This is a genomic window from Arsukibacterium sp., from assembly GCF_036735525.1.
In the GTDB taxonomy this organism is placed as follows: Bacteria; Pseudomonadota; Gammaproteobacteria; order Enterobacterales; family Alteromonadaceae; genus Alishewanella.
In genome coordinates this window covers 1-24,126 of the sequence record NZ_DAINOE010000051.1, presented here as the reverse complement: position 1 = coordinate 24,126, position 24,126 = coordinate 1, and the positions used below count along the sequence as shown (strand labels likewise).

The following is a 24,126-nucleotide window of genomic DNA, read 5'->3' as shown; positions in this document are numbered from 1 at the left end:
GGCGTGGCACATCAGCTGGTAATACATAAAATCGTTACTTTTTAACTCCCGGGCAGCCTGAACACCGCCGCCGTAATAGGGAATCACCTGACCTTTATAATAAAAACTCAGCACGCTGGATACGGCTTTGCCATTTTTGCGCACGGTTAAAATGTCTGTGTGATGCGGAAAGTAATACAGTAAGTTGGAAAAATAACGCTTAGAAAATACCGGAGTACCCAGGTTTCGGACACTCTCCGAATAGGTTTGAAAAAAATCTTCAGATTGCTTATCCAGGGTAAAATTTAACTGCTGGGTCATACTCTGGCGAATGACCGCCCGTTGCTTTTTCTTGATGCCCGCCAGGATAGCGTCGGCATCCTCCGCCAGCGGACAGCTAAAAAAAGCATGCTGGCTGCGCGTTTCTAAATCATTCTGCTGCGGATATTGATAACGCAGTTCCAGGTGATCCACCTTGAGTTGTCTGGCTAACGCTATCGCTTGTTGCTCCAGATAACGCTTTACCGGCTCAGCTCCCAAGGCACCGCCATAGACACAAAAGGGCGTGGAGATTAAGGCGTCGCCAAATAAACGGCTGCGCACTCTGGCCAGTGGCAACACGCCGACTATATCATTACCAGAGGTGGCATAGAGGTAATAACACTGGTGCCCCAGCTCTGTTAAGATGTGTTGCCAATTGGATAAATGAAAAAAGCTGCCGTGTTCATCCTGATGAACAAACTCATCCCATGCTTTACTGCGCTGATCTCCCGGCGCTAATGTCACGATCTGGTACATGCTAATCCCTAGCGTTGAAAAAGTGGCTGATACACCTTACTCAGTGTTTGCCAGTTAAAATCCTGTAGCATCAGGCACAACTTAGCTTCCATTTTTTTCAGGTTAACATAGTGTCTGAAATTTGATTTCAGTGGGGCACCGGCAATTCTGGGTTGCTCAGGGTCAATTTCCCATGGATGAAAATAAAACATATAGGGTGATTGATCTTGTAATTGATAACGTTGGATCAGCTTTTTACTCAGCCAATAGGGCAGCAAGCGAAAATAGCCGCCGCCGGCAATAGGCCATTGTCTGCCCATTAACGACAACACTGGCATGGGACACTCCCAGATCCCTTCCGCACGCAGATATGGCTGCTGTGGCCAGTCTGGCGTACCATACAAATCATGCTTGATAGGGTAAGTGCTGGAGCTGTATTGGTAACCTGCGCGCTTTAGCTCAGTAAAGGCCCATTCATTTTGCTTACCAATAGAAAAACTTGGTGCTCTGTATCCTGTTACCGCTTGACCACTGATGTCTTCAAGCAATAATTTAGCGCGGTGTACGTCCTGAAAAAACTGCTCTGGTGTTTGCTCTGTGGCTTTAGCATGGGCGTATCCATGACTGGCCAACTCGTGACCGCGGCGTTGAATTTCCTGTACTAATTGAGGGTAGCGCTCAGCCACCCAGCCGAGCATAAAAAAGGTCGCTTTAGCCTGATGTTGATCAAACAAATCAAGCAAACGCATGGTGTTGTGCTGCACCCGCACAGGCATGCTATCCCAATTTGCTGGCATGATTTGTTTATCGAAAGCGGCCACTTGAAAATAGTCTTCGACGTCTACGGTTAAGGCGTTGCTGACAATACTGCTTTTTGTCATTGCGCTTAGCGTCCTTTTCCAAACAACACTATTTCAACAGTGCGAACCAAGATCATTAAATCCAGTAGTAAGCTGCGATGTTTGATGTAGTAGAGATCAAACTTAAGCTTTTCCATTGCATCTTCAGCGGTGGCACCGTAAGGATATTTTAATTGCGCCCAGCCTGTCAGGCCAGGTTTGACATTATGACGCTGATCGTAATAAGGGATATCTTTGACCAACTGGTGCACAAACTCTGGCCGTTCCGGGCGGGGCCCGACAAAACCCATATCACCGGATAAAATATTCAGTAGCTGCGGTAATTCATCAATCCGGTACTTGCGGATGACTTTACCGACGCGGGTGACTCTGTCGTCATCTGCTGCTGCCCAGCGTGCACCATTTTTTTCGGCATCAGGACGCATACTACGAAATTTCAGAATATGAAAAGGCTTGCCATCAAAACCGACCCGTATTTGTTTATAAAACACCGAGGCGCGGGTTCTGCGACCATCTTCCAGATAAATCAGTAGTGCCGTTAACAACATGATGGGCCAGGTGATTGCCAGTAATATCAATGCCAGTAACGCATTCAGGCGATAGTCAAGATTGGTTTTAAAGGTCTGGCTGGATTTCAAACCATTGGCATAGATAACCCAGCTGGGATAGATGAGGTTAACCGCGATTTGACCGGTTTCTTTTTCTATAAAATCAAGTATTTCAATGACTTCAATGCCGCGACTTTTGCATTTAAATAAATCTTCTGCCGGCAACATATTGCGGCGTTCATCACAGGCGATCACCAACTCATCAATACCATGCTTAGAGGCGAACTGAAATAAATCTTTTTTGTAATCAAAATGCAGGTATTTAGATTCAGGGATACAGCTATCTTTGTCGCCTTCAATTTTGGCAAAACCCACAATTTCGAAATTGCGTTTATCAACATTACGGCGCATCCGTCGCTCAATAATGGCTGCGCGTTCACCGGCGCCCAATACCAACACCCGACGCCGGCTGGTTAAGGTGATGTCACTGTAATGAAACAGCGCGCGAAAGGCTGAAATGAAGAGTGTTGCTAACACAGATGCCATTAATACAAATAAGGCACTAACATGAATTGAGCTAAACAGGTTAAAGATTAAGACTTCCAGCAAAAAAGCATTCATCAGTAAGGTGATCACCACGCGTTTGAGGATGCCTTTGTGGCATTCTCTAAGCTTTTGATCATACAAACCAACAGAAAGGGCGCACAGCATAACGCCACAGGTAAAAAGCGCTATGTTGATCAGCTGAAGATTTAACGGAACGGCGGTAAACCATTGTGCGTAAAGAACAAATGCCAGCCAACCAGATATCAACAGCAGGCTCACTTCACCTAAGAGAAATAACTTATCTGCAAGCGCGCTTTTTCCATTGCGGCGGGTGTGACTCATAACGACATCCTTGTACGTCTGTTGTGCTTAGGCTGCATTGAAGCAGTGGACAGCGAGTTTGCGCTGTTTCCGGACATAAATCTAGCCTAATTTATCGTCGATTTCTAGAACAAAGCAAAAATTTAATTTTCAAAATTTGCAGCACAAGCGTAAATTTTTGGGTATATTGATGGGGCAGCAAACAAAAGGATGCGTTTTATGATTGCAAATCGACTACTGAAAGTGCTGGTTTTGGCACTGGTAACGGTTACTCTTTTAGCAGCGTGCGCCCGTACGCCCTATCTGCCACGTGCCACAGTACATAGTTCCATGACCACTTCGGTTGATAATTACCAATACTTAATTGGCCCAAATGACACCCTGACAATTTTTGTCTGGCGTAACCCTGAATTGTCTGGCAGCTTTATTGTACGGCCGGACGGTAAAATTTCGACATCGCTGGTTGAGGATGTTGAAGTCAGCGGTAAAACACCTACCCAGTTGGCGCGTGATATCGAACAGATACTCGGCAAATTCATCCGGGACCCTGTTGTGACGGTATCGGTAACCAATTTTGTGGGGCCATACAGTGAACAGGTCAGAGTGATTGGCGAGGCAGTGAGTCCTCAGGCTATCGCTTATCGTGAATATATGACGCTGTTGGATCTGATGATCGCTGTTGGTGGCCTGACGGAATATGCGGCAGGTAACAATGCAAAATTGGTGCGTTCGGTTTATGGTGGGCAACGCACATACCGGATCAAACTGGATGATCTGATCCGTGAGGGAAATATCGCTGCGAACGTCGATATTTTACCCGGTGATATTATTATTATTCCGGAAGCCTGGTTCTAGGCCGCGGTTGCTGTAGCGCCGGTGTTGTCGGCAGGATGTTATTCAGGGAGGAAGCGTGAAAGAAATTCAGCAGTTACTTGAGTTGGCCTATACCTATTTGCAGGGCATATGGCTAAGACGACGTTATATCATTATTACCGCCTGGCTGATTTGTCCGGTTGGTTGGGCCTATGTATACCAACTACCACCAACATTTGAAGCCAGCTCCCGCTTGTATGTTGAAACCCGCACTTTTCTGGAGCCTTTACTTCGTGGTTTAGCCATTCAGACCAATTCTGAAGACGAAATTAAGATGATGGCCCGGACTTTACTTAGCCGTCCTAATCTGGAGAAAATTGCCAGGGCTACCGATTTAGATATTCAGGCCAGGGATGAAAAACAATTTGAAGCGCTGATTGATTCCTTACAAAAACAGATAAAGATTTCTGGTACCGGCCGTGAAAACATCTTTGTTATTGCTTACAGTAATCCGCAGCCGCAAACCGCATTGAAGGTCGTGCAGGAAACACTGAACACTTTCGTTGAAAGCCGCATTGGCACCAGCCGGGCAGAATCTATTGCTGCAGAGCGCTTTTTAAATAGTGAAATTGCTGATTACGAGCGACGTTTAATGCAAGCTGAAGTGCGGTTATCCGATTTTAAAAAGAACCGCTTAAATGTACTGCCGGGTTCTGAGCGTGACTATTACAGCCAGATGTCAAGTGAAGTACAGCGCTTAGATAGTGCCCGGCTAGAACTGAAAGAGCTGGAAACCCGCTTGGCTTCTGCACGTTCGCAATTAGCGGGTGAAGAACCGGTATTTGGTATTATGCCTTTTGCCGGAAGTAGTGGCGGTGTGGCAACGCAATTTGATGAGCGGATCCGTGCTTTACAAGGGCAAATGGATAGCTTATTGATTCGTTTTACTGAAAATCATCCTGATGTAATGGAAACCAAACGCTTATTAGAACGCCTTGAGCAGCAGCGTGAAGAAGAACTTCAGGTGTTGGCGCAAATGTCTGTTGATCGACCTGGGCAGGGCAGTGGCTTTAATCAGAATACGGTATATCAGGAATTGCGGATAAGTGTTGCCAGACTAGAAACTGAAGTGGCATCGACCCGTGTTAGGGTGCAGGCTTTTGAAGCCAGAGTGAATGACTTAGAAAGTAAACTGAATTTAATCCCGGAAATAGAAGCTGAATTTACCGCCCTAAACCGCGACTATGATGTGACTAAATCAAAATATGAAGCCTTGCTAAACCGGCGCGAACAAGCTGAACTTTCCCGCCGGGCTGATGCCTCCGAGCAAGATGTGCAATTTAATATCATTGAGCCGCCAAGGGTACCGCTAACACCATCAGGGCCTAATCGTGGGTTGTTTTACACCTTGGTGTTAGTGTTAGGCGTTGGTGCGGGGATCGGCATGGCGTTTTTACGCAGCCTGATTTCGCCGGTGTTATCACGGGCATCACAATTGCAAAGTATCAGCAATTTACCGGTGTTTGGCGTGGTCTCGCATACCGATAAAAGTAAAATTTTACGCCAGGTCAGATTGCACTTTTTATATTTCACCATGCTAAGTGGTGGGCTGTTGCTATGTTATGTGGCCTTGCTCAGTAATGAAGTGTTATTTGGGCGCTCTGCAGAGTTGTTATTGAGGGTGATCCGATGAGCACAATAGAAAAAGCCATTACACGTCAGAAAGACCTGGTTCAAAGCAGCAATAATAGCGGGCCGGAAACCACAGGGCAGCAGGCTAAAGCAACCGATGTTGAGCAGTTCAGTACCATTGAACAAGCGGTCAATAAACAGCATGCGGCTGTCACTGTGGCAAATACAGGCGATGAAGCAACAGAAAAATTGCCAGTGGCGCCAGAGTCAGTGCTTGCGGATGAATCAGAAATACCAATTTTTGATGCAGTAGGTGTTACACCAGCTGCAACGAGCATTAAGGCTGATACTAGCTATAACACAGCAAGCCGGTCGGGGTGGGCGCAAAGCAACAATACGTTAATCAATCTGGATCTCGCACAGCTGGAACGCCAACATTTTGTATCACTGACCAGTGACAGGCGCTTGATTAATGAAGAGTACCGGGTGATTAAACGCAAGTTAATTAATAATGCCTTCGGTGCGCTCAGCTCCAGCCTGCATCATGCTAATTTGATTTTAGTCAGTAGCTCCAGACCAGGGGAAGGAAAAACCTTTTCTGCTATTAATCTGGCACTGAGTATTGCGCTGGAACAGGATAAAACTGTACTGCTGGTCGATTCAGATGTACTACGACCTAATGTGTCTAAAACACTGAATATTCATCATGATATTGGTTTAACAGATTACTTGTTATCTTCCACTATTAAAGCATCCGACATTATACTGAGTACCAATGTCGATCGACTGAAAATTGTGACTGCAGGCTCACCACACCACTTGTCTACTGAGCTGCTGGCCAGTGAGCGGATGTTGCAGCTAGCCAATGAATTTGCTTCACGATATTCTGACCGTATCGTTATTTTTGATGCACCACCCTTATTGGGTGTTAATGAAACCGCGGTAATGGCGGCTATGTGTGGTCAGGGAGTGCTGGTTGTTGAAGAAAACCATTCTAAGCTATCTGAAATAGAGCAAGCGGTAAGCTTGTTACCTAAAGAAATGGCTGTTGGTTTTTTAATCAATAAAGCTCACCGTAATCAAGGTAAAGGCTACGGCTATGGGTATTACTACGGTGCCGGCTAGACCAAAGCTATTAGCACTGTCAATCAGCTGCATTTTGCTGACACTGGCAGGGTCTATGCAAAGCGTTATTGCCGCTGAAACACGGTTGACGCCGTCGATTCGCAGTAGTGTCAATGCGTATCAGGTACGCACGGCTGAGACTAACGGTACTGACGATGGTTTGGCGTGGGAACTGGCGCCGGCACTGAGTTTTGATCGGCGTTCCAAAAATATGCAGACCGGGTTGCGCTGGCAACATGAAACCCTGTTGTATGGTGATTCTAAGCGTGACAATCAACATTATAACGAATTTGATTTTTCAAACCTGATTTCTGCCTTTCAGCGCAGGGTCAATTGGGGTATTACCGCAAATCAGGGGTACAGGGTTCGAAATACCCAAAACGGTATTTTCTCCGATAAAATTACCGGGTCAGGTAACTTAAGTAAGGTAGCAAGCCATGGTACCTTTTTAAATCTGCAAACCAGCCCGGTAAGTGGTACACAGGCCAGGTTAAATTTGGCTTATAACCAGAATAAAGCTGATGAGTCAGAAAATGATAGCGATGATGGTACGGCGTTCGGTGGTTTTAGCAATGAGAATTACCTTGCCGATTTATCCTTAGGCAGTGGCCAACGACGTGGTCAGGCATTTTGGCGTTTGAATGCGGCTTATAGCAACACTAAGCGGGAGGATTCGCAAGACTATACCAGTCGTAATGGCAGCGTCTTACTTGGCTTGCCGTTGTTTAGCCGCTTATCAATTGTCGGGCGCGGCAGTTATGAATTTGTCGACAACAACAATAGTTATTTTAATGATTTTTCATCTGTTGGCGCAGGGCTTGAGCTGCATCTTGGTATGGCCTCCAGGATTAGTGTTTCAGTTAACCGTGGAACCAACGATCGTATCATTGAGAAAGATTCAGACACTTATTTTGCCGGCGATTTTACCTTTGCACCGTCGCGGCGTAGTTCTCTTTCCGGTTCTGTAGATCGTCGTTACTTTGGCAGAACAGCATCGCTGTCAGGGCAATATAATATGCGGCATTTAACCATGCGGCTCAGTGCTGATGATTCTATCCGGGTTTTATCTGTACTGGAGCAAGAACTGGAAGAACTGGGTATTTTTGTTTGCCCAACCAATAACACGGATTTTAGTCAGTGTTATCGTCCGGCTAACCCTAATTATATCCCTATGTTTGGCGAGTCTTATCAAAGGATATTTGATATCAACAGTGATATTCGTGATGAGCTGGTATTAAGACGTAGCGGGCAATTTGCATTAGGTTATAGTAAAAGACGGCTGTCGATAAACATGCAGCTGGCAGTCACGAAAAATGAATACGTAGAGCGCGATGATGTTTCAAGAATAAATAGCGCCAGCCTGCGCGCAAAGTGGGGCTTGTCTGATAAATTGAGCCTGACTAGTCAGGTACGTTACTCTGAACTGGATTACGACAATGACGATCGCCAGGATGATAATTTGTCAGCTGAAGTCGGTCTGGAGCGAAAGTTATCAGAACAATCCACTATGTCGCTAAATGTACGACGGCTGGAGCGTAACTCCAGCCTTAGTGAGTTTGATGGTAGTGAAAACCGGGTCTGGTTGAGTTTTTACCATCGTTTTTAGCTTAAGCCCGGGCTAGTCTTGTTGATATAAGCAGAGTCAGTCTTGCTCCCGGCTATTAAGCAGTTGTTGTTGACGCTGTAATAATTGATCCAGCTCTTTCGCCAGTCGGATTTTTTGGGCCAGCGCCTGATCTATTTGTGCAGCAAGCTGCTGCTGGTTGCTCTGTGACAGCTCTGTTGTGGTTGTCGCTGCTAATGCTGAGGTCGCCGGCGGCAGATTAGCCACTTCCTGAGATATTTCGGTAATCACTTCATTTATGGCTGCGCTGCTAAGCTGCTGCAAGTTTTCCATATACCCAAACAGTAATACCCGGTCCATTAATAAATTAATTTTACGCGGAATGCCGCGACTAAAGTGTTGAATAGCGTCAAAGCAGTCATCGCTTAGTAAATTTGGCTGTGCTCCGGCTTGCTGCAATCGAAACAGAATATAGGCACGGGTGTCTTCGGTTTGCAACGGCGTTAGGTTAGAGGAGGCAATAATGCGCTGGCGGAATTGTTCCATATTTGGCGCCTGAATTATCGCATTTAACTCGTTTTGGCCCAGTAAAAAGCTTTGTAGTAAGGGTTTGCCATTCAATTGGAAATTGGAGAGCATTCTGAGCTCTTCAATCGACTCTAATGGCAGGTTTTGTGCTTCATCTACCAACAGCAGGGCGCGTCTGTGTTGCGCGTGTAAGCGCTTGAGATAGCTATATATGGCTTCGAGGTAAGTGGCTTTATTGTGCTCTGTCACTACCAGGTTAAAACTGGATGCAATCATGCGGATTAAATCATCTGGATCCAGTTTGGATGTGACAATTTGTTTTGCGACAATTTCATCCTGATTCAGTTGGTTTAATAACTGGTTGGCGATAGTGGTTTTGCCGGTGCCAACATCGCCGGTGATAACAATAAAACCTTCTCCCTGACTAAGACCGTATTGTAAGTAAGCAAGCGCCCGTTTATGCAGTTTGCTGGCGTAAAACCAATTTGGGTTAGGAGTAAGCTGAAACGGACGTTCCTTGATCCCATAGTACGATTCGTACATCTGTATATCCTTTTACGGTTGTAGGGTTTTACTTTGCCAGTTTAACTGAATAGTTACAACAGCAGCGACTGTTTATCATTAAACAAAACCTTTGCGCTGTCATCATGCGCACCGCATCTTTCGGGCTGTAACTGGCTAAAATGTTTAAAAAACCAGCGGCTTGGCCACTGAAATGTTGATTATATCAACATGACGGATAAAAAATGGCCGAACGAATATATTGCCTGAAAAAACTGTTGACACTTTTCTGGTGTCACCCTAGAATGCGCCCCGTGTTCAGCGATAACGTTACGACGAAATCACTGGGTACAAATGTGTGGGGCTATAGCTCAGCTGGGAGAGCGCTTGCATGGCATGCAAGAGGTCAGCGGTTCGATCCCGCTTAGCTCCACCAAGATTTTCAGTGCGTCCCCTTCGTCTAGAGGCCTAGGACACCGCCCTTTCACGGCGGTAACAGGGGTTCGAATCCCCTAGGGGACGCCATTAAATCGTCACACTTTAATTGCAGTTACAGCGTCCCCTTCGTCTAGAGGCCTAGGACACCGCCCTTTCACGGCGGTAACAGGGGTTCGAATCCCCTAGGGGACGCCATCACTTCCAAAATCTCGAAATTAACGCTTTGCTTCTCCGCCGTGAGGGCGGTGCCGAGACACCGCGCTAAACCATTGGCACGGCGGTAACAGGGGTTCGAATCCCCTAGGGGACGCCATCACTCAACACTCAACACTCAACACTACTCACTCTCCACTCACCGCTAAACCCTCAAACAACTCCAGCATAAACTGCTTGATTATCGGCTGTGCCTGTTGATTCGGGTGTATGCCATCCGGCAACATTAAACCGGGTTCTATCGCAATATCATCCATAAAAAATGGCCATAAGGTAATCTGATGTTGCTCTGCTATCGCCGGGAAAAGTTCACTGAATTGTTTGGTATAGCGTGGTCCATAGTTCGGCGGTATACGTATTTGCATTAGAATAGCGCTGGCGTTATGCTGCTTGACTAATTGAATGATCTGACTCAGGTTATTTTGAATTGTCGCAACATCGAAGCCGCGCAGACCGTCGTTACCACCTAGTTCTATCAACACCGCATCAGGTTGATAACGTTGCAGTAATGCCGGCAGTCGTGCTAAACCGCCACCCGTGGTTTCGCCACTGATACTGGCGTTAATTAATTGCCAGGGTTGTTCGCTGGTATCGAGTTGCTGTTGTAATAAATGCACCCAACCTTGTTGTTGTTGCATACCATAAGCCGCGCTGAGGCTGTCGCCCAGGATCAGCATTTTTTGAGCAAACGTTAGGCTGCTAAAACCGCTTAATAGTAAAAATAAGAAAATACGCATGAATAAAACACCTGACATTCATATTAAAGCAGAAGCGCTATCTAAAACCGTGGCCTTACCTTCAGGCTCACTGACTATCCTGCATGATATTAATCTGACAATCAATCAGGGCGAGACTGTTGCCATAGTTGGCGCGTCCGGTTCGGGCAAATCGACCCTGCTGAGCTTGTTAGCCGGTCTGGATGTTCCCAGTAGCGGTGCAATTCAGTTGGCAGGCCAGGCACTGCATACCTTATCCGAAGATGAGCGCGCTGCTGTCAGGGCCCGTCAGGTTGGTTTTGTATTCCAATCGTTTTTACTGTTACCCAGTTTAACGGCACTGGAAAATATTACCTTACCTGCTGAATTAGCCGGTGATCGTCAGGCCAGCGCCAGAGGCAAGGTGCTACTGGAGCAAGTAGGCCTGGCAGATCGGGCTGGATTTTACCCCAGTCAGTTATCCGGCGGTGAGCAGCAACGTGTGGCTATTGCCCGTGCCTTTATTACCAAACCTGCGGTGTTATTTGCTGATGAACCCTCAGCCAATCTTGATACTGTAACCGGGCGGCGCATTGAAGATTTGCTGTTTGAGCTTAATCAGCAGCAAGGTACCACCCTGGTTTTAGTGACGCATAATGCTGAGTTGGCAGCGCGTTGTCAGCGACATTTTAATATGACAGCGGGTCGCTTGACTGAGCAGCAGGAGGCCAGCCATGTGGGCTAACATTGCCTGGCGGTTGTTCTGGCAGGAATTAAAACGTGGCGAGTTGTGGGTAATTGGCTTTGCATTGTTTTTGTCGGTAACGGCTGTAGTGAGTTTAAGCGGCATTACGGAAGGGGTGCGCGATGCTCTTGCGCAGCGTAGCGCCCAATTTATAGCGGCTGACAGAGTATTACGATCAGGGCAGGCCTTTGATCAGGCTATTATAGCATTAGCTGAGCAACAACAGCTGCAACAAGCCAGGCAAATTCAGTTTAATTCTATGTTGTTTGGCCAACAGCAAATGCAGTTAGTCACCGTTAAGGCAGTGAGTGAATCTTATCCATTGCGTGGAACCTTGCTGTTGCAGCGTTCAGCACTGCGAACGGAAGGCGAAGCTGTTCAGTTGAAAGCCGGGCAGGTTTTTCTGGAACAACGCTTGTTTGGTTTATTGGATGTTACTGTCGGTAGCATGATCGAATTAGGTGAAATGCAATTTGAAGTTGGTGGCATTATTGTCAATGAGCCTGACGCTCCGCTAAATGTGTTTGGTGGCTCGCCCAGAGTGATCATGCATTTGGATGATGTGGCGGCGACCGGGGTGATCCAACCAGGAAGCCGTTTGGATTACCGCTATTTATTTGCCGGTACACCCGCTGCTTTAAGCAGCTTTGAGCAAGCTATTGAACCCATGCTGACGCCACAACTGCGTTGGCAAAGCTTTGACCGCGAATCAGCTGTAGGCAGTGCCTTAGACAGAGCAGAGCAGTTTTTATTACTCTCAGGCTTACTGGGTATTATTTTGGCCGCCTGTGCCGCCGCGGTAGCGGCCAGCCGTTACCGGCAACGACATACCCAGGCTGTAGCGGTAATCAAGGCGCTGGGAGCTTCTGTGGCGATGACGCGTTTGGTCTATGGCAGCCATCTGCTGCTGGTACTTTTGGCCAGTTTAATGCTCGGTGTGCTGGTGGGCGCCTTAACCATTCAGGCCAGCCAATATGGTATAGGGTTATTTATTGATGATTACCAGGCTAATTTTAGCTGGCGTCCTTATGGTTTGGGGGTGTTGACCAGTGTTATTTGTGGCGTGTTCTTTGTGGCGCGGCCATTATGGCGTCTGGCAGCAACCCCGGCGATAGAAGTATTGAAGCAACCCGCGGTTGAAGGCCGGATAGATGTATTGCAAGCCGTTTCCGGTGCCTTGACTATATGGGCGTTGATGTGGTTATTTAGTGGCGAGTTTGTCATTAGTTTAGTGCTGTTTGTGGTGTGCGCGTTGTTTGCTGGTTTACTGATGGGCGCTGCGGCCTTACTGGTCAAACTGGGTAAGCCGCTGGCGGCAGGGCAAAGCACGGCCAGTCGCCTGGCTCTGGCAAATCTGCGGCGTCGCTTGTGGCCTAACAGCTTTCAGTTAATCACCTTTAGTCTGGCGATTTTTTTAACACTATTGTTGTATTTTTTGCGGGCAGAGCTTATCGGACAGTGGCGGGATCAAGTGCCTGAGGGCTCACCCAACCAATTTTTGGTTAATATCAGTGCAGAGCAAAAACCAGCGCTGCAGCAATTTGCTGCGGATCAACAATTGGCGCTTGATAGCTTTTATCCGGTTGTTCGCGGTCGTTTAATCAATATTAATAATGAACATTTGGCAGATGAGGCAACCAAGGATGATCGCTCGGAGCAGCGGGTTGGGGTAGGACGAGAACTTAATCTCACCTGGCTAACGGCTTTACCGCCAAATAATAACATCGTAGCAGGGCAATGGTTTGATGCCCAGTTACAGGCTGAGGTGTCGGTTGAGCAAGAACTGGCTGAGCGATTGGCGTTGTCACTTGGTGACAAATTGACGTTCTCGGTCGGAGGACAACAACTTGATGCCACTGTCAGCAGCATCCGCGAAGTGGACTGGAATAGTCTGCAACCCAACTTCTATATGATTTTAAGTCCGGATTTATTGGCTGGCTTTCCAGCTACTTACATCAGCGCTTTTTATCTGCCTGCGGAACAGGAAGCGGTACTTAATCAGTTGGCCCGGCGCTTCCCGACCATTACCGTATTGAGTGTTGATCAGATTATTGCTCAGGTTAACGATATCATTGCCCAGGTAACAGTGGCATTGAGTTACATTCTGATATTAATAGGTCTGTCAGCTGCCTTAGTCTTAATTGCACAAGTTCAGGCGACATTGGAGCAACGGCAAACTGAATTAGCCATTTTGCGAACCCTGGGCGCGCGTTATGCTTTTTTACGTAATGCGTTATTGCTGGAGTTTGCATTGCTGGGCCTGATGGCCGGAGTGTTTGCCACAGTGCTGGCAGAGTTATTACTGCTCAGCCTGCAACAAAGGGTATTTAATTTACCCTTTAGCTTCCATTATGCACTGTGGTGGTTAGGCCCGGTCATTGGTGTGTTGGTGGTCAGTTTATTAGGTTGGTGGCAGCTGCGCCGGTTATTACAGTTACCCGGCGCCACGTTAATAAGACGGGTGTTGCAGAATTAACCTTACTGAACAAGGGTTATAATTTTAATGCTGCCAGAGCACTTGGCAGCTGCGGGTAGGTAAAGCTAAAGCCGGCAGCCAACAGCCGCTTTGGCACTACCCGTTGGCCATAAAGCAAAATATCAGACATCTCTCCAAACAGCAGCTTTACCATAAATGACGGCATAGGCAGCAGCGCCGGCCGATGCAATCTGGCAGCCAAATACTGAGTAAAAACCTTATTAGTGACAGCCTTAGGGGCAACAGCATTGAATGGGCCCTTCAGTTCTGGTCGCTGTAGCAAGAAATCAATTAACCTGATCATATCTTGTAAATGTACCCAGGACATATATTGCACACCATTGCCTATAGGACCACCCAAGCCTAATTTAAACGGTAATAGCATTTTTTTTAGTGCGCCACCGTTTTCGGCTAAGACGATGCCGGTTCTGAGTAAACAAACCCGGGTTTTGTCGCTTGCTGCGCGCTGTGCCAGGTTTTCCCATCTTGCACAAATGTCATGGCTGAACTCAGGATAAAACGCTTGATAGTCCTCAGTAATTTCCTGATCAGCCTGGCGGCCATAAAAGCCGATAGCTGAGCCGCTAATCAATGTATGCGGCGGGGTGTCCGCCGCGGCTATAGCTTCAACCAGTTGCTCAGTAATCTGCCAGCGGCTATGACATATTTTTTCTTTTTGCGACGCTGTCCAGCGTTTATCGGCAATGGGCTCACCCGCTAAATTGACCACCGCATCAATCTTATTAAAATCAGCCTGTTGTAATTCGCTGATATAACGTACCTGACGGTCAGCCAACTGTAGTTGCTTAGCTTGACGGCTTAAAATGATTAGCTGATGCTGAGGTGCCCATTGTTGCTGCAAAGCCTTTCCAATTAAGCCGGTACCACCAGTGATTAGAATGTTCATATATAGCCTTTTGCTAAAACAATTGTTGGACAGTATAGCTAACAGAATTGCTGAAACTGCCTGGCTTATTTAGTTATCGACAGTGTTAATGACACTGAATCAGCAAAACGTAATGCATGAGGTTTATCCACTTCTACTTCAGCATAGCGCACGGCGGGATGTGCACTGGCGATATTGAGCACATCAGCGGTCAGTTTCTCTAATAGTGCAAAACGGTTCATTTCGACCAGTGCAATAATTTGTTTGGTAATGGTGCGGTAGTTCAGTGCTTTATCCATGTCATCTGAATTAGCAGCGTCATTAGCGCTGTATTGAATGCGGGCGTTAATAATGACGTCTTGTTTATTTTTAATTTCATCTTCATTAATACCTATAAAGGTACGCAAACGTAAATTTTTTATTTTTATTACTGCTGGATTGAGTTCCATTACTGTATATCCTCTTAATATTTTGACACAATACGGCCATTAAGCCCGTACCGATCAGAGATTGCAAGGAGCAATATGACCGTTAACTTTGAACATCATGCCAGCAGGGTACTGTTATCTTGTGCCGCTGTAGTCGTTATTCTGGCAGGTATTAAGGCAGCTGCCAGCATAGTAGTGCCATTGGCATTATCGGTATTTATTGCCATCATCTGTCACCCGTTGGTCAGATTACTGCAACGGCTGCGTTTTCCGAAAATGCTGGCAATCTTATCAATAATTTTGTTGATAATTCTGATCGGGGTATCCATTGCTAATGTGGTAGGGCAGTCGTTAGCCGATTTATCGCAATTTTTGCCGCAATACCAACAAAGGATCAACAGTGAGCTGCTGATCATTCTGAACAAGTTTGCTCAATACGGTTTTATGATTGAACCGCGGGAATTACTGACTCAGTTTGATCCCAGTGCCGCTATGAGCCTGGCTGTTACTACCTTGTCCAGCCTTGGTAACATGCTCACCAATACCTTTTTAATTTTATTGGTGGTGGTTTTTATGTTGCTCGAAGCACAGAGTTTGCCGCATAAAATCCATCTGGCACTTGAGGATGCCGATCAAAAAATGCTGCAGCTCGACCGTTTTGTGCGATCAGTTAACCGCTATCTGGCAATTAAAACGGTAATGAGCTTGCTCACGGGCGCTATTATCGGGGTGATTTTATGGTTGCTGGATGTTAAATACCCCTTGTTATGGGCGGTATTAACATTTTTACTGAATTACATTCCCAATATAGGTTCTATTATCGCTGCGGTGCCCGCCATATTAATGGCTTTTATTGATGGTGGTTTAATGCTGGCGTTATTTACCGCCACCGGTTTTCTGGCCGTAAACATGCTGATTGGTAACATTATTGAGCCCCGATTTATGGGGCGGGGCTTGGGCTTATCTACATTAGTGGTCTTTTTATCATTGATTTTCTGGGGCTGGTTACTGGGTACTGTGGGTATGTTATTAAGTGTGCCATTGACCATGATTGTAAAAATTGCGCTGGAGAGCAGTTCAAGTGGCCGATGGCTGGCTGTATTGCTCGATTCGGAGCAAAATCATCCGGTTAGCACTGTCGCTGAGCTTACTGCTCCAGAGGAAACTGCAGAGTAAAGCGGGCTCCGCCCAGCGGACTATCGCTGATAGTAATAGTGGCTGAGTATGATGAGACTAACTCAGCCACGATAGATAAACCTACGCCATGGCCTTCTTTATATGTGTCCAGCCGGGTGCCACGGTTAAACAGTTGCTGCCTTTTATGCTCTGCGATACCTGGGCCGTCATCCTCGACGATCAGACAAAAAGGTTTGTCGGTAACGGTTAATTTCACCTGGTGTTGACAGGCTTTACAGGCGTTATCCAGCAAATTACCCAGTATTTCCATTAAATCTGTTTCATCGCCCCTGAATTGAATATGTTCAGGGCAGTCGATGCTTATTGGACAAGCTTTATCACGATAAATTTTATGCAGGGCTCCAGTGAGTTTATCAAGCAAAGGCCTGACCGGTAGTTCTTTTTTCCAGATATCCTGGCCTGAGCTACTGGCTCGTTTTAACTGATGTTCAATCATGGCGGTGATACGATCTAACTGTTCTTTTAACTCAGGTTGCTGACTCAAAGCAGAGGTGTTGAGCACTGCTATCGGCGTTTTAAGTGCATGAGCTAAATCACTTAAGTGATTGCGATAACGTTGTTTTTGACGGTTCTGATTCGCCAGTAATAGGTTTAAATCTTCTTTTATTACTTTTAATTCCGAGGGGTAGCTCAGGTTTAGCTGTTCTTGCTTTCCCTGTTCTAGCTTACGAATTTCCTGATCAAGCCGGGTTAGCGGGGCGGTAGTCCAATAGTAAGCCAGCAGACTCAGTGCCAGTAAGCCAATGCCAATGCCAATAAACCACTGCAATAACGTACGCTTAAAACTTTGATGAGGCAGTAGCAACATCTGTTCAGCCTGAACAATATGGATAGTCAATGGGAAGGTTTGCTCACCGGCATCAAATAAAAGTGCGATGCTTAACACCCAGAAGTTTTGCTGTTGTGAAACTAGATGGAATAAGTGCTGACCGGGTATCAGTTCGACATTCGGCAGTTCGAACTGTTGGTTTAGAGAAGAATCAGATTGCCAAAGCAAGCGTTGTTCATCATTGATATAAGCACTGATCCCAGAATCGGGTCGGTAAAAATCTGGAGCCAATGCATTATTAGTCAGCTCAATTTTATCTTCGCGCATGCTTAATTCTGACAAAATAGCATACAAATGTACTTCTAGTTTTTGTTCGGCATTGGTTAATAGCTGAGTGTAAAAAGCTTGTTCAATAGCGACAAAAGAGCTGGGCAGTAGCAGTAGTAGTAAAAAGAAACTGACCAGTCCTTGACGTAGTTTTAGCGAAAGCGCCATAGTTAACTGACTGTCATAGTAAAGCGGTAACCACGGCCACGCAGCGTTTCAATCGGCTTGATATCGCCTTCCGGGTCTAGTTTTTTGCGCAGACGCAGCACAAAAACTTCAATAACATTACTGTCTAAATCAAAATCCTGATCGTAAATATGCTCAGTTAACTCTGTTTTAGAAATCACTTTATTGGGGTTCATCATAAAGTACTCTAGCACTTTATATTCGTAGGCCGTCAGGCTAACTTCCTGCTCGTTGACCCAGACTTGCTGAGTGCGACTATTTAGCGATACCGGACCAGCGCTGAGCGTTGGATCCGGTTGGCCGGCTGCACGGCGGATTAATGCATTACAACGTGCCAGTAACTCTTCAACATGAAAAGGTTTGGTCAGGTAATCATCGGCACCCGCATCTAAACCTTCAACTTTTTCCTGCCAGCTACCACGTGCCGTAAGAATAATAATAGGTGTTTTTAAATCCTGAGCCCGTGCCTTACGAATAACACTTAAGCCATCAAGTTTTGGCAATCCTAAATCAATGATTGCTAAATCATAAGGATACTCAGATAGTTTAAACCAGCCGTCAGCACCATCATGGGCTAAATCCACACTGAATTGTTGTTGCAGTAAACCAGATTTAATTTGCTCAGCCAGCAAGTTTTCATCTTCAACGACCAAAATACGCATTATCTATCATCCCTTTGTACTCGGCCGGTTCGGCCATCTACTGTCACATTTATTATGCGGCCATCGGCCTGTAAAACCCTGATACGGAAGACATGGCGGTCTGCCTGAACTTTCAATATTTTACCCGGGTAGCTTTGCTGAGCTAGTTGCGTCGCTTGCTCTTTACTGATGGTTTTTTGATGGTGTTGCTGATTATTTGCCATCACTGGCGATTGCCAGAGGACTAACAACAATAGCAATAAGGTTATCCGCAACATCATAGACTCCATTTAATAGGCTTGGTTGTCAATATCAACAACTTAGCGTCTTACCACTGCTGTTGTCACTTTAAGGGCGATCCTGTTACCAGGATGCTGCTCAGTGAAGGTGTGATAGGTTTGGCCACGATAACGGTAGCTAACCTGATAACCGTCGAGCACCTGACGATACTGTACCGAACTATTAACTATGCGGCAATCTTCATAATAGCCTTGCGTTGAATGGCGCATATCATTAGCGATACTTCCTCCCAAAATGGCGCCAGCCGCCATCCCCACTTTTTTATTACTGTTATTGTTACCTACCGCATGGCCTAAGGCACCACCAATAATAGCCCCCATCACCACTGGCGTCGCAGAGTGACTGCGATGGCTTACAGGGTGAACTGTACATACCCGCTGTGGATGGTACTCAGCAATAGTACGGTATACCGGCGTTACCTGGGTCACCCGGCCATATTCATAATGTTGAGCAGCGTGACGATGGGCTATCTGCTGCTGATATGGTTGATGTGGGCCAGTATGATATCGGACAGCAGAGTGCTGAGCATTGGTAGTAAAGCTCAGCCCGGTCATAAACGCACTGATAAATAGCAGCTGTGTTTTCATAATTCACCTCATACCAAGTCTTGCTGATAAGCCTAGTGCAGTAAGGCTTAATTGATGCTGAATACAAAGGTAAACAAAAAACAAAATAAATGTGAAAATATACTTGAAATGTGCAATTTATGAGCTAAATATTATTATTGTTGATTATATAGTCAACAATTAAATAACAAAAGGAGATCGTTATGAAAAATCTAGCCCTGGCTGTATTGATGGCAGCCTTAACCTTGGGTTTAAATGCTACCGTTGCCGCTAAACCGGAGCAGCAGTTAACGAAGGACGCGGCTGTTGTGCAAAGCAGTAATAAATTAAAATTGAATCAGGCCAGTGTTGAACAATTAATAGCAGTACCTGGCTTAGGTCGTGCTAAGGCACAGGCTGTAGTGGATTACATTAATGAAAAAGGGCCTATTCGCAGTGAGGCCCAGCTAACAGAAGTGAAAGGCATAGGTGAAAAACTGGCTGCCAGAGTTGCGCAGTACGTCAGTTTTGATTAATCCAACTGCCCTGGGGTTAATCCCCCAGGGCTTTCATTTGTTCGTTAGCCCATTGCACTGCAGTATGGTAAGCATCCGGAACTTTATCCACTGCTAAGCCTAGTTGTGCAATGGCGGTAGCCGATTTTGCCCAGTCAGCAGACTCGTAGCATTTAATCAAACTCATAAAATCTGCCAGGATACCGGTCTGCTCGACTAAAGCTTCTTTGATTTCTTTGGCTAATGGGAGTTTTTGCATTACGCTGGCAATGGGTTCATCTAGAATTGCATCCATTAATGACATCATGCCGGTTAAAAAGGCTTTTCCAGAATCCACTTTACCGTGCAGTTGGGCCAGGCCTTCAGAAAAGCGGGCTCGTGTCATAGACATGCGCATCAGCTCAGCAGGTTTATCGCTGCTGATCTGGGCGGTGAACAGTAATGACAGGAATTTTTTCAGTTCAACCTGGCCAAGCACCACTAACGCTTGCTTTATGGTTTCTATTTCAGCCCGCCGTTTAAAAATGGCTGAGTTACTATAACGCAGTAACTTATAAGATAAGCTGACATCCCGTTCGAATACCTGCGTTATTTTTTGCAGGTCCATTTCGGTTTTGGACGTTTCGTAGAGCAATTCGGCTAAGGTCATTTGCGCTGGCGACAGCGCTTTAGCCTGCATCATTTCCGGCAAAGAAAAGAAAAAGCCCTGGAAATAACTAAAGCCCATGTCCATTGCCTGCTGAAACTCGGCAAAGGTTTCAACTTTCTCAGCCAGCAGTTTTATGTGTGGAAAGTCTGCAATGGCCTCTTTAACCAGGTTGATCGTTTCAGATGTGGTGGTTCGTAAATCAATTTTTATAATATCGATATAAGGGTAAAAGTGTCGCCAGACATTCTGATGAATATAATCATCCAGTGCTATGGTGTAACCTTGCTCTTTCAGTTGCTGACATTCTGATAACAGGCGCTTTCCGGGTTGCACCGTTTCCAGAATTTCAACTACGATCTGTTCTTTGGGTAACATGCTGGGATACTTTTTCAGCAGGGTATCCAGGGTAAAGTTTATAAAACCCGGTTTGTCGCCTAAAAAGTCATCTAAACCATAACTAAACTGGCTACCCTCGATAATTCGGGAGGTAGCTTCATCACCATCTATTTCGGGAAAAACATTATTAATGCCGTCTCTGAATAACAACTCGTAAGCATACAGGTTTTTATTACGGTCAAGAATAGGTTGGCGCGCCGCATAAAAATACATAAAGCAGAATTCTCGCTACGAAGGGTAGAGATAATTTAGCAAACTTTAACCGGGGCTGGATAGTATTTTTTCCAGACCCCGGCAGGAATCATGCTGCTGTTAAGTCAGCCGTTTAAGTTGTTGTTGCATTTCTTCAAATAACTGGGTAACAGAAGTTGCAGGTTGTTTAGATAAACGGCTGACAATGATGATCGCCAGGGTGCTGATAATGACTCCTGGAACGATTTCATACAGCATGCCGCTTAGCCCCAGATTGATCCAGATAAGTACCGTTGCGGCACCACTAATGATACCTGCCAGGGCACCGGCGAAGGTCATTCTCTGCCAGTACAGGCTTAGTATCACTAAGGGACCAAAGGCGGCACCAAAACCAGCCCAGGCATTGCTGACCAGCTGCAGGACTGAGCTGTCTCTGTCATAAGCGAGGATAATAGCGACAATAGCAACAGCGAGTACTGATAAGCGCCCAATCACCACCAGCTCTTTTTGTGAGGCTGAGCGGTTAACGAAGGTTTTATAAAAATCTTCGGTTAAGGAGCTGGACGTCACCAGTAATTGCGACGAAATAGTACTCATAATGGCCGCTAGAATAGCGGCCAGCAGGAAACCAGCGATAAGCGGATGAAACAAAAACTGTGAAAATACAATAAAAATAGTTTCTGGATCTCTGAGCGTCATTTGCGTTTTAGCCACATAGGCAATACCGACAAAACCAGTAACAATAGCCCCTAAAACTGTCACCAGCATCCAGCTCATGCCAATGCGTCGTGCTGTTTTAATATCTTGAACTGAGCGAATGGCCATAAAGCGGACAATAATATGCGGCTGGCCAAAATACCCCAGCCCCCAGGACAAGGCTGAAATAATCGCTAAGGCTGAGCTGGCACCAAACCAACTGAGCAGTTGCGGATTAATAGTACGCACTGTTTCCGTGACCTCGCTGACGCCGCCCAGATGGTGTACTGCAACCACAGGAACCAATACCAGTGAGATAAACATAATACAGCCTTGCACATAGTCAGTCATACTGACCGCCATAAAGCCGCCGATCAATGTATAAATGACCACGACCCCGGCAGTAAGGTATAAGCCCCATTCGTAGTCGACATTGAAGGAGCTTTCAAACAGTTTGCCGCCGGCTACCACGCCTGAGCTGGTGTATAGCGTAAAAAAGACAATAATGACCAATGATGATACCAGGCGCAGTGTTCTACTGTGGTCTTCAAAACGTTTTTCAAAGTAATCAGGAATGGTAATGGCATCATGAGCCAGTTCGGTATATAGCCGCAAACGAGGCGCGACAATGCGGTAATTTAAATAAGCGCCAATTACTAAGCCCACGGCTATCCAGGCACTACTGAGGCCACTGATATACATCGCGCCTGGCAAGCCCATCAACATCCAGCCACTCATATCAGAAGCACCGGCAGACAGCGCTGTTACGCCAGGGCTGAGTTTACGGCCACCGAGCATATAACCGGATACGTCATTATCAGTGTTTTTGTAGGCATATAACCCTATGCCAATCATCGCCAAAAAATAAATGGCTAATGAAAAAATCGTTGCAGTTTCCACAGCTAAGCTCCTTTTTATTGTCAAGCTATGCTAACAAGAGCACCGGGCCATGACCAGTGCTTTGCTGTAAATGCCTTATTCTAAAAGATGAGCCAAACCCGGATAGCACTTAACCCGGGTAAAGTGGAGGCAGCACTTCGCGTTCAGATTTTTGTTGTGGTGCCTGCCATTGTTTCCATTGATGGTACAAGTTAGCCCCTTGCCAGGGGTTAGCCGTGGTTGCATATAGCGCCGCATTGAGCAGATGAATCTCATGTTGTAACGCCGGAGTCTGCAACTGTAGTGTTAAGGCCTCTAACGACGGTACTGGCAAGCCAAACTGCTTCTGCCCCCAGGCTAATAATAGCTGTTTAGCCTGCTGCTTATCGTTGTTATCACAAGCTTGTTGCAGCTGTCTGGCGAATTGCTTACTTAAGCTTGGCACAGCGGCACTGTGATTAACTGCAGTAGGGTTTGTGATAGCCGGGCGTCTTTTTGCTTGCCAGGCCCATAGCAGCAAGGTGAGCAGCCATAATGCCAGCAGCAGGCTGCTGGTATGACTCCATTGCCAAGCATTGCCTGTGGCTGGCTGAGGTGCAGTAAATACCGCGCTGGTTCCAGCCGCAGAGGTTGCACTTTGTGATGTTGACGCGGTCACTGTCAGGGTTCTGCCGGGCAGGGTGGCATAGTTTACTTGCTGGGTTTGACTGTTCCACCAGGGAAGTTGTATTTCAGGCAGTACTAACTCGCCGGCCTGCTCGGCAATTAAGGCTGTAGTATAGATTTTCTGGGCAACCTGACGATTACTTCGCTCAGCTGCCTTCGTTTGTGGTGTTTCCTGATATAATCTAACGCCTGCAGGGAAACGTTGCTCCAGTTCAGGCAATTGGTTGGCGCTAATATCAACGGCTGATAGGGTGATAATACGGGTTATCGGCTCGCCTGCGGTAATAGTATCGGTCTGTGGTTGCCACTCTTCGGTTAAGGTGACTAAACCGGCAACCAGCCAGCTTCCGCTAAAGTTATCGGGTTGTGGCAGCACCTTAATGTTAAGCGGTTGCGCTTGCTGCATTACCGTAGTGCTGCGGGCAAAAGGGTTATAGCGGCCGCTGTCCCGTTCAATAATCTCGCCACTGAATACCGGCGGAGTGATGGTAAAATCACCACTACGCTGTGGCGTGATACTGTAACGGCGGTTAAAAGTGCGGTAGCGCACGCCATCGATCAGTTCGTTGCCTTCAGTATCTTGGCCCACACGTTGAATATCTGCGCCTTCCAATTGTGGCTCAGTTAAATTGCCGCGTTGTAAATCGCCACTGTAGTAAATAGTCACATCGTAATAAATCAGCTGTTGTACATAGATATCGGTGCTACTGCTGATGGTTGCCTTTAAAAACAGCTGTTGCCGTTCTGCCGGCTTACTGCTGGCCGGCAGCACCTCTAACTCAATGGGCGCTGTGCTGATGTTATTAATGCTAAACGCGGGCAGAGTAAAACGTCCGCTTTGTCTTGGCATCAGCACGACTGTCCAGGTGGTACTGTGGCTTGCTTGTCCATTAATAATACGGCTGCTTTGGCTGACGGCAGGGGCCATCACCATAAAGTCTGCATCCAGCATCCGAAAGTGCAGCGCATCTGCGGCTAAGCGGGCATCTGCTGTCACTTCCAGCGTGATGGCTTCACCAAACATGGCAGGGTTTTTATCTACCTGGCTTTGTAGCTGACTTAGTGCCTTAGCGGGCATGGCGATCACTAAACT

The 24,126-nt window shown here is 46.4% G+C and carries 22 protein-coding genes and 3 tRNA genes; 11 read left to right on the top strand and 14 right to left on the bottom strand.

Features of this window, described 5'->3' with window-relative positions; translation table 11 throughout:
• The 3 genes from V7D78_RS11125 to V7D78_RS11115 form a co-directional block, all read right to left on the bottom strand.
• Window positions 1-777, bottom strand: a 777-nt coding sequence (locus V7D78_RS11125; RefSeq protein ID WP_333608525.1) for a FemAB family XrtA/PEP-CTERM system-associated protein, incomplete at its 3' end; no start/stop codon positions are given.
• Window positions 778-785: 8 nt separating this feature from the next.
• Entirely contained in the window at window positions 786-1,637 is an 852-nt protein-coding gene (locus tag V7D78_RS11120) for an XrtA system polysaccharide deacetylase (protein WP_333608524.1), read from the bottom strand.
• Window positions 1,638-1,642: 5 nt separating this feature from the next.
• A complete protein-coding gene (locus tag V7D78_RS11115; protein ID WP_333608523.1) occupies window positions 1,643-3,052 on the bottom strand; it encodes a TIGR03013 family XrtA/PEP-CTERM system glycosyltransferase in 1,410 nt (469 codons plus the stop codon).
• 198 nt (window positions 3,053-3,250) lie between these two features.
• On the opposite strand from V7D78_RS11115, the gene V7D78_RS11110 reads away from it, so the two are divergent.
• The 4 genes from V7D78_RS11110 to V7D78_RS11095 are packed head-to-tail and all read left to right on the top strand — an operon-like array spanning window position 3,251 to window position 8,207.
• Complete coding sequence (locus V7D78_RS11110; RefSeq protein WP_333608522.1) at window positions 3,251-3,886, top strand: XrtA/PEP-CTERM system exopolysaccharide export protein; 636 nt, start codon at window positions 3,251-3,253, stop codon at window positions 3,884-3,886.
• 55 nt (window positions 3,887-3,941) lie between these two features.
• Window positions 3,942-5,537, top strand: coding sequence for an XrtA system polysaccharide chain length determinant (locus tag V7D78_RS11105; protein WP_333608521.1), 1,596 nt, complete (start codon window positions 3,942-3,944; stop codon window positions 5,535-5,537).
• Complete coding sequence (locus V7D78_RS11100) at window positions 5,534-6,601, top strand: XrtA-associated tyrosine autokinase (RefSeq protein ID WP_333608520.1); 1,068 nt, start codon at window positions 5,534-5,536, stop codon at window positions 6,599-6,601. The genes V7D78_RS11105 and V7D78_RS11100 overlap by 4 nt, the downstream gene beginning before the upstream one ends.
• Entirely contained in the window at window positions 6,576-8,207 is a 1,632-nt protein-coding gene (locus V7D78_RS11095; protein ID WP_333608519.1) for a TIGR03016 family PEP-CTERM system-associated outer membrane protein, read from the top strand. The genes V7D78_RS11100 and V7D78_RS11095 overlap by 26 nt, the downstream gene beginning before the upstream one ends.
• A gap of 36 nt (window positions 8,208-8,243) precedes the next feature.
• Here the strand turns inward: V7D78_RS11095 and V7D78_RS11090 are convergent, their stop codons facing one another.
• The gene (locus V7D78_RS11090) at window positions 8,244-9,236 is read right to left on the bottom strand and encodes an XrtA/PEP-CTERM system-associated ATPase (RefSeq protein WP_333608518.1); all 993 of its coding nucleotides are present in this window, start codon (window positions 9,234-9,236) and stop codon (window positions 8,244-8,246) included.
• 318 nt (window positions 9,237-9,554) lie between these two features.
• Between V7D78_RS11090 and V7D78_RS11085 the strand changes: the two genes are divergently transcribed.
• The 3 genes from V7D78_RS11085 to V7D78_RS11075 all read left to right on the top strand — a co-directional run bounded on the left by V7D78_RS11085 (window position 9,555) and on the right by V7D78_RS11075 (window position 9,827).
• A tRNA-Ala gene (locus V7D78_RS11085) sits at window positions 9,555-9,630 on the top strand.
• A gap of 13 nt (window positions 9,631-9,643) precedes the next feature.
• A tRNA-Glu gene (locus tag V7D78_RS11080) sits at window positions 9,644-9,719 on the top strand.
• Between the two features lie 32 nt (window positions 9,720-9,751).
• Window positions 9,752-9,827, top strand: a tRNA-Glu gene (locus V7D78_RS11075).
• A gap of 146 nt (window positions 9,828-9,973) precedes the next feature.
• Here V7D78_RS11075 and V7D78_RS11070 read toward each other — a convergent pair.
• Window positions 9,974-10,582, bottom strand: coding sequence for an arylesterase (locus V7D78_RS11070; protein WP_333608517.1), 609 nt, complete (start codon window positions 10,580-10,582; stop codon window positions 9,974-9,976).
• Here V7D78_RS11070 and V7D78_RS11065 point away from each other — a divergent pair.
• Window positions 10,581-11,285, top strand: a complete 705-nt coding sequence (locus V7D78_RS11065) for an ABC transporter ATP-binding protein (RefSeq protein ID WP_333608516.1) — start codon at window positions 10,581-10,583, stop codon at window positions 11,283-11,285. The genes V7D78_RS11070 and V7D78_RS11065 overlap by 2 nt on opposite strands.
• Window positions 11,275-13,761 (top strand): ABC transporter permease, encoded by a 2,487-nt coding sequence (locus V7D78_RS11060; RefSeq protein ID WP_333608515.1) that lies wholly within the window; start codon window positions 11,275-11,277, stop codon window positions 13,759-13,761. Before V7D78_RS11065 ends, V7D78_RS11060 begins: the two co-directional genes overlap by 11 nt.
• A gap of 16 nt (window positions 13,762-13,777) precedes the next feature.
• Here the strand turns inward: V7D78_RS11060 and V7D78_RS11055 are convergent, their stop codons facing one another.
• Together V7D78_RS11055 and folX are read right to left on the bottom strand one after the other, a co-directional pair.
• A complete protein-coding gene (locus V7D78_RS11055; RefSeq protein WP_333608514.1) occupies window positions 13,778-14,668 on the bottom strand; it encodes a TIGR01777 family oxidoreductase in 891 nt (296 codons plus the stop codon).
• Window positions 14,669-14,733: 65 nt separating this feature from the next.
• Entirely contained in the window at window positions 14,734-15,096 is a 363-nt protein-coding gene (folX, locus tag V7D78_RS11050; RefSeq protein ID WP_333608513.1) for a dihydroneopterin triphosphate 2'-epimerase, read from the bottom strand.
• Between the two features lie 75 nt (window positions 15,097-15,171).
• Here folX and V7D78_RS11045 point away from each other — a divergent pair, with 75 nt between their 5' ends.
• Complete coding sequence (locus V7D78_RS11045; RefSeq protein WP_333608512.1) at window positions 15,172-16,251, top strand: AI-2E family transporter; 1,080 nt, start codon at window positions 15,172-15,174, stop codon at window positions 16,249-16,251.
• Here the strand turns inward: V7D78_RS11045 and V7D78_RS11040 are convergent.
• Genes V7D78_RS11040 through V7D78_RS11025 form a run of 4 tightly spaced genes read right to left on the bottom strand, consistent with a single transcriptional unit; the run spans window position 16,223 to window position 19,082 of the window.
• Window positions 16,223-17,536: an ATP-binding protein gene (locus tag V7D78_RS11040; protein ID WP_333608511.1), complete on the bottom strand. Its 1,314-nt coding sequence runs from the start codon at window positions 17,534-17,536 to the stop codon at window positions 16,223-16,225. The two genes, V7D78_RS11045 and V7D78_RS11040, sit on opposite strands and share 29 nt — an antisense overlap.
• 2 nt (window positions 17,537-17,538) lie before the next feature.
• On the bottom strand, window positions 17,539-18,216 hold the full coding sequence (locus V7D78_RS11035; RefSeq protein WP_333608510.1) for a response regulator transcription factor: 678 nt from the start codon (window positions 18,214-18,216) through the stop codon (window positions 17,539-17,541).
• Entirely contained in the window at window positions 18,216-18,476 is a 261-nt protein-coding gene (locus tag V7D78_RS11030; protein ID WP_333608509.1) for a PepSY domain-containing protein, read from the bottom strand. The genes V7D78_RS11035 and V7D78_RS11030 overlap by 1 nt, the downstream gene beginning before the upstream one ends.
• Window positions 18,477-18,515: 39 nt before the next feature.
• Window positions 18,516-19,082 (bottom strand): glycine zipper 2TM domain-containing protein, encoded by a 567-nt coding sequence (locus tag V7D78_RS11025; RefSeq protein WP_333608508.1) that lies wholly within the window; start codon window positions 19,080-19,082, stop codon window positions 18,516-18,518.
• Window positions 19,083-19,264: 182 nt separating this feature from the next.
• On the opposite strand from V7D78_RS11025, the gene V7D78_RS11020 reads away from it, so the two are divergent.
• Complete coding sequence (locus tag V7D78_RS11020) at window positions 19,265-19,576, top strand: ComEA family DNA-binding protein (protein ID WP_333608507.1); 312 nt, start codon at window positions 19,265-19,267, stop codon at window positions 19,574-19,576.
• Between the two features lie 16 nt (window positions 19,577-19,592).
• Here the strand turns inward: V7D78_RS11020 and V7D78_RS11015 are convergent, their stop codons facing one another.
• The 3 genes from V7D78_RS11015 to V7D78_RS11005 all read right to left on the bottom strand — a co-directional run.
• Window positions 19,593-20,813: an EAL and HDOD domain-containing protein gene (locus V7D78_RS11015; protein WP_333608506.1), complete on the bottom strand. Its 1,221-nt coding sequence runs from the start codon at window positions 20,811-20,813 to the stop codon at window positions 19,593-19,595.
• 99 nt (window positions 20,814-20,912) lie between these two features.
• Entirely contained in the window at window positions 20,913-22,388 is a 1,476-nt protein-coding gene (gene putP / locus V7D78_RS11010) for a sodium/proline symporter PutP (protein ID WP_333608505.1), read from the bottom strand.
• Window positions 22,389-22,497: 109 nt separating this feature from the next.
• Window positions 22,498-24,126: BatD family protein (locus V7D78_RS11005; RefSeq protein WP_333608504.1), on the bottom strand; the 1,629-nt coding region annotated here is incomplete at its 5' end.

Bases quoted from the DNA above. Each gene is read 5' to 3' on its own strand.
- V7D78_RS11045 (WP_333608512.1), top strand. From the start codon at position 15,172: ATGACCGTTAACTTTGAACATCATGCCAGCAGGGTACTGTTATCTTGT.
- V7D78_RS11115 (WP_333608523.1), bottom strand. From the start codon at position 3,052: ATGAGTCACACCCGCCGCAATGGAAAAAGCGCGCTTGCAGATAAGTTA.
- V7D78_RS11070 (WP_333608517.1), bottom strand. From the start codon at position 10,582: ATGCGTATTTTCTTATTTTTACTATTAAGCGGTTTTAGCAGCCTAACG.
- V7D78_RS11055 (WP_333608514.1), bottom strand. From the start codon at position 14,668: ATGAACATTCTAATCACTGGTGGTACCGGCTTAATTGGAAAGGCTTTG.
- V7D78_RS11110 (WP_333608522.1), top strand. From the start codon at position 3,251: ATGATTGCAAATCGACTACTGAAAGTGCTGGTTTTGGCACTGGTAACG.
- V7D78_RS11025 (WP_333608508.1), bottom strand. From the start codon at position 19,082: ATGAAAACACAGCTGCTATTTATCAGTGCGTTTATGACCGGGCTGAGC.
- V7D78_RS11015 (WP_333608506.1), bottom strand. From the start codon at position 20,813: ATGTATTTTTATGCGGCGCGCCAACCTATTCTTGACCGTAATAAAAAC.
- V7D78_RS11090 (WP_333608518.1), bottom strand. From the start codon at position 9,236: ATGTACGAATCGTACTATGGGATCAAGGAACGTCCGTTTCAGCTTACT.
- V7D78_RS11100 (WP_333608520.1), top strand. From the start codon at position 5,534: ATGAGCACAATAGAAAAAGCCATTACACGTCAGAAAGACCTGGTTCAA.
- V7D78_RS11095 (WP_333608519.1), top strand. From the start codon at position 6,576: ATGGGTATTACTACGGTGCCGGCTAGACCAAAGCTATTAGCACTGTCA.
- V7D78_RS11035 (WP_333608510.1), bottom strand. From the start codon at position 18,216: ATGCGTATTTTGGTCGTTGAAGATGAAAACTTGCTGGCTGAGCAAATT.
- V7D78_RS11040 (WP_333608511.1), bottom strand. From the start codon at position 17,536: ATGGCGCTTTCGCTAAAACTACGTCAAGGACTGGTCAGTTTCTTTTTA.
- V7D78_RS11120 (WP_333608524.1), bottom strand. From the start codon at position 1,637: ATGACAAAAAGCAGTATTGTCAGCAACGCCTTAACCGTAGACGTCGAA.
- folX (WP_333608513.1), bottom strand. From the start codon at position 15,096: ATGGAACTCAATCCAGCAGTAATAAAAATAAAAAATTTACGTTTGCGT.
- V7D78_RS11065 (WP_333608516.1), top strand. From the start codon at position 10,581: ATGAATAAAACACCTGACATTCATATTAAAGCAGAAGCGCTATCTAAA.
- V7D78_RS11060 (WP_333608515.1), top strand. From the start codon at position 11,275: ATGTGGGCTAACATTGCCTGGCGGTTGTTCTGGCAGGAATTAAAACGT.
- V7D78_RS11030 (WP_333608509.1), bottom strand. From the start codon at position 18,476: ATGATGTTGCGGATAACCTTATTGCTATTGTTGTTAGTCCTCTGGCAA.
- V7D78_RS11020 (WP_333608507.1), top strand. From the start codon at position 19,265: ATGAAAAATCTAGCCCTGGCTGTATTGATGGCAGCCTTAACCTTGGGT.